Origin of the sequence: Kitasatospora sp. NPDC057542 (genome assembly GCF_042801945.1) — a bacterium.
In the GTDB taxonomy this organism is placed as follows: Bacteria; Actinomycetota; Actinomycetes; order Streptomycetales; family Streptomycetaceae; genus Kitasatospora.
In genome coordinates this window covers 1-4,141 of sequence record NZ_JBHVFE010000631.1, presented here as the reverse complement: position 1 = coordinate 4,141, position 4,141 = coordinate 1, and the positions used below count along the sequence as shown (strand labels likewise).

Here is a 4,141-nt window from a genome sequence, read left to right as displayed (position 1 = left end):
CCCTTGCGGGTGGTCGGCCCGGCCTTTTCGCGTTTCCGGGGCAGGCCCGTTCCCCCGACCGGCCGGTACGGACCACCGGTGTGGCCGATGGCTCACTCGGCACCGTCGGTGCCGGGGGGTAGGGTGATCACCGGAGTCGAGGGCGGCCCCACCACGGCTTCTGTAACGCCGAGGGGGTCCGGATCGATAGACCGGTCGAGGCCCGCACCGTCGGTGGGCCCTTGACGAACCAGGCATGGCGCGCGATTCTCAAGGCGCGAGTCCGCCCGGTTGGTTCGCCGCTGGATGCATAACCAGCGGCCCGGCGGGAAATGACTCCACGTGAGTTAGAGCAGTACCCGGTGGGTGCCCGCGCCCGCCGGCTACCGGGAGGAGTCTCCGATTCGGTCTCCGAATCAGAGCTGGACAGCAGTGTCGCCTTTGGCTACACTGTCCCTTTGCGCTGCCTGTTAGCTGCTCCGTGACTCGTCGCCCGGAGTTTGCGTTGCCCTGAAGGGGTCTGGCACCGCCTCCGCAAAGCGGCTCTGACCTGGGGTTTCGACTCCGGCAGAGGCCAGTGGCGAGGGAGGCGGCACCAAGCCCAAGCAGGCCCGGCTGGTACGCGCGTAGTGAGCTCCGAGCCCTCGGAAGGACCCCCCTCTTGGCCGCGCCGCGCAACGCCTCGAACAATTCCGCCGCATCCACCGCCCCGCTCCGCGTCTCCTTCGCGAAGATCAAGGAGCCCCTCGAGGTCCCGAACCTCCTGGCCCTGCAGACCGAGAGCTTTGACTGGCTGCTCGGCAACGCGGCCTGGAAGGCCCGGGTCGAGGAGGCGCTGGAGTCCGGTCAGGACGTCCCCACCAAGTCCGGTCTGGAGGAGATCTTCGAGGAGATCTCCCCGATCGAGGACTTCAGCGGGTCGATGTCGCTGACCTTCCGCGACCACCGTTTCGAGCCGCCGAAGAACTCCATTGACGAGTGCAAGGACCGCGACTTCACGTACGCGGCCCCGCTCTTCGTCACGGCCGAGTTCACCAACAACGAGACCGGTGAGATCAAGTCTCAGACGGTCTTCATGGGCGACTTCCCGCTCATGACCCACAAGGGCACGTTCGTGATCAACGGCACCGAGCGTGTCGTCGTGTCGCAGCTGGTCCGCTCCCCGGGTGTGTACTTCGACTCCACCCTGGACAAGGTGTCCGACAAGGACATCTACTCCTGCAAGGTCATCCCCTCGCGTGGTGCCTGGCTGGAGATGGAGATCGACAAGCGCGACATGGTCGGCGTTCGCATCGACCGCAAGCGCAAGCAGTCCGTCACCGTGCTGCTCAAGGCCCTCGGCTGGACCAACGAGATGATTCTCGAGGAGTTCGGCGAGTACGAGTCCATGCGCAACACCCTGGAGAAGGACCACACCCAGGGCCAGGACGACGCGCTGCTGGACATCTACCGCAAGCTGCGTCCGGGCGAGCCGCCGACGCGCGAGGCCGCGCAGACGCTGCTGGAGAACCTGTACTTCAACCCGAAGCGCTACGACCTCGCCAAGGTCGGCCGCTACAAGGTCAACCGCAAGCTGGGCAACGCCGAGTCGCTGGACTCCGGCGTGCTCACCGAGCCCGACATCATCGGTGCGATCAAGTACCTGGTGAAGCTGCACGCGGGCGAGACCGAGTGGCGTGACGGCGAGGGCCGCGACATCGTGGTCGAGGTCGACGACATCGACCACTTCGGCAACCGCCGCCTGCGCAACGTCGGCGAGCTCATCCAGAACCAGGTCCGTACGGGTCTCGCCCGCATGGAGCGCGTCGTGCGCGAGCGCATGACCACCCAGGACGTCGAGGCGATCACGCCGCAGACCCTGATCAACATCCGGCCGGTCGTCGCCTCCATCAAGGAGTTCTTCGGCACCAGCCAGCTGTCGCAGTTCATGGACCAGACGAACCCGCTGTCGGGCCTGACCCACAAGCGCCGTCTGTCCGCGCTGGGCCCCGGTGGTCTGTCCCGTGAGCGGGCCGGCTTCGAGGTCCGTGACGTGCACCCCTCGCACTACGGCCGCATGTGTCCGATCGAGACCCCCGAAGGCCCGAACATCGGTCTGATCGGCTCGCTGGCCTCGTACGGCCGGGTCAACGCGTTCGGCTTCATCGAGACGCCGTACCGCAAGGTCGTCGACGGTGTGGTCACCGAGCAGGTCGACTACCTGACCGCCGACGAGGAGGACCGCTACGTCATCGCCCAGGCGAACGCGCCGCTGACCGCGGACCTGCACTTCGCCGAGCCGCGCGTCCTGGTCCGCCGCCGTGGCGGCGAGATCGACTACATCCCGGGCTCCGAGATCGACTACATGGACGTCTCGCCGCGCCAGATGGTGTCGGTCGCGACCGCCATGATCCCGTTCCTCGAGCACGACGACGCCAACCGCGCGCTCATGGGCTCGAACATGATGCGCCAGGCGGTGCCGCTGCTGAAGAGCGAGGCCCCGCTGGTCGGTACCGGCATGGAGTACCGCTGCGCCGTCGACGCCCAGGACGTCATCACAGCCGAGAAGGCCGGTGTGGTCCAGGAGGTCTCGGCCGACTACGTCACCGTGGCCAACGACGACGGCACGTACACCACGTACCGCGCCGCCAAGTTCACCCGCTCCAACCAGGGCACCTCCTTCAACCAGAAGGTGCTCGTGGACGAGGGCGCCCGGGTCGAGGTCAACCAGGTGCTGGCCGACGGCCCGTGCACCGACGAGGGCGAGATGGCCCTCGGCAAGAACCTGCTCGTGGCGTTCATGTCGTGGGAGGGTCACAACTACGAGGACGCGATCATCCTGTCGCAGCGCCTCGTGCAGGACGACGTCCTCTCCTCGATCCACATCGAGGAGCACGAGGTCGACGCCCGTGACACCAAGCTCGGCCCCGAGGAGATCACCCGGGACATCCCGAACGTCTCCGAGGAGGTCCTGGCCGACCTCGACGAGCGCGGCATCATCCGGATCGGCGCCGACGTCGTCACCGGCGACATCCTGGTCGGCAAGGTCACCCCGAAGGGTGAGACCGAGCTGACCCCCGAGGAGCGCCTGCTCCGCGCGATCTTCGGCGAGAAGGCCCGCGAGGTCCGCGACACCTCGCTGAAGGTCCCGCACGGTGAGTCCGGCAAGGTCATCGGCGTGCGCGTGTTCGACCGCGAGGAGGGCGACGAGCTTCCCCCGGGCGTCAACCAGCTGGTCCGCGTCTACGTGGCCCAGAAGCGCAAGATCACCAACGGTGACAAGCTCGCCGGCCGCCACGGCAACAAGGGCGTCATCTCCAAGATCCTGCCGGTCGAGGACATGCCGTTCCTGGAGGACGGCACCCCGGTCGACATCATCCTCAACCCGCTGGGTGTCCCGTCCCGAATGAACCCGGGACAGGTCCTGGAGATCCACCTCGGCTGGCTCGCCAAGCAGGGCTGGGACGTCTCCGGCCTCGCCGACGAGTGGGCCAAGCGCCTCCAGGCGATCGGCGCCGACCAGGTCGAGGGCGGCACCAACCTCGCCACCCCGGTCTTCGACGGCGCCCGCGAGGACGAGATCACCGGCCTGCTGGACAACACCATCCTCACCCGTGACGGTGAGCGCCTGGTGAACTCCACCGGCAAGGCCCGGCTGTTCGACGGCCGCTCCGGCGAGCCGTTCCCGATGCCGATCTCGGTCGGCTACATGTACATCCTCAAGCTGCACCACCTGGTCGACGACAAGCTGCACGCCCGTTCGACCGGTCCGTACTCGATGATCACCCAGCAGCCGCTCGGTGGTAAGGCGCAGTTCGGTGGTCAGCGCTTCGGTGAGATGGAGGTGTGGGCCCTGGAGGCGTACGGCGCGGCCTACGCGCTCCAGGAACTGCTCACCATCAAGTCCGACGACGTCCTCGGCCGAGTCAAGGTCTACGAGGCCATCGTCAAGGGCGAGAACATCCCCGAGCCCGGCATTCCCGAGTCCTTCAAGGTTCTCATCAAGGAAATGCAGTCGCTCTGCCTCAACGTGGAGGTGCTGTCCTCGGACGGCCAGTCCATCGAGATGCGGGACTCCGACGAGGACGTGTTCCGCGCCGCCGAGGAGCTCGGCATCGACCTGTCCCGGCGCGAGCCCAGCAGCGTCGAAGAGGTCTGACGGAGGTAGGGCCGGCCGCAGCAG

The 4,141-nt window shown here is 67.1% G+C and carries 1 protein-coding gene; it reads left to right on the top strand.

Annotated features, from left to right (window positions below):
• Positions 1–640: 640 nt before the first annotated feature.
• Positions 641–4,117 carry a DNA-directed RNA polymerase subunit beta gene (rpoB, locus tag ACFU7Y_RS41130; protein WP_224278208.1) on the top strand — a complete coding sequence of 1,159 codons (3,477 nt, stop codon included), beginning with the start codon at positions 641–643 and terminating at the stop codon, positions 4,115–4,117.
• The last annotated feature ends 24 nt before the right edge of the window (positions 4,118–4,141 follow it).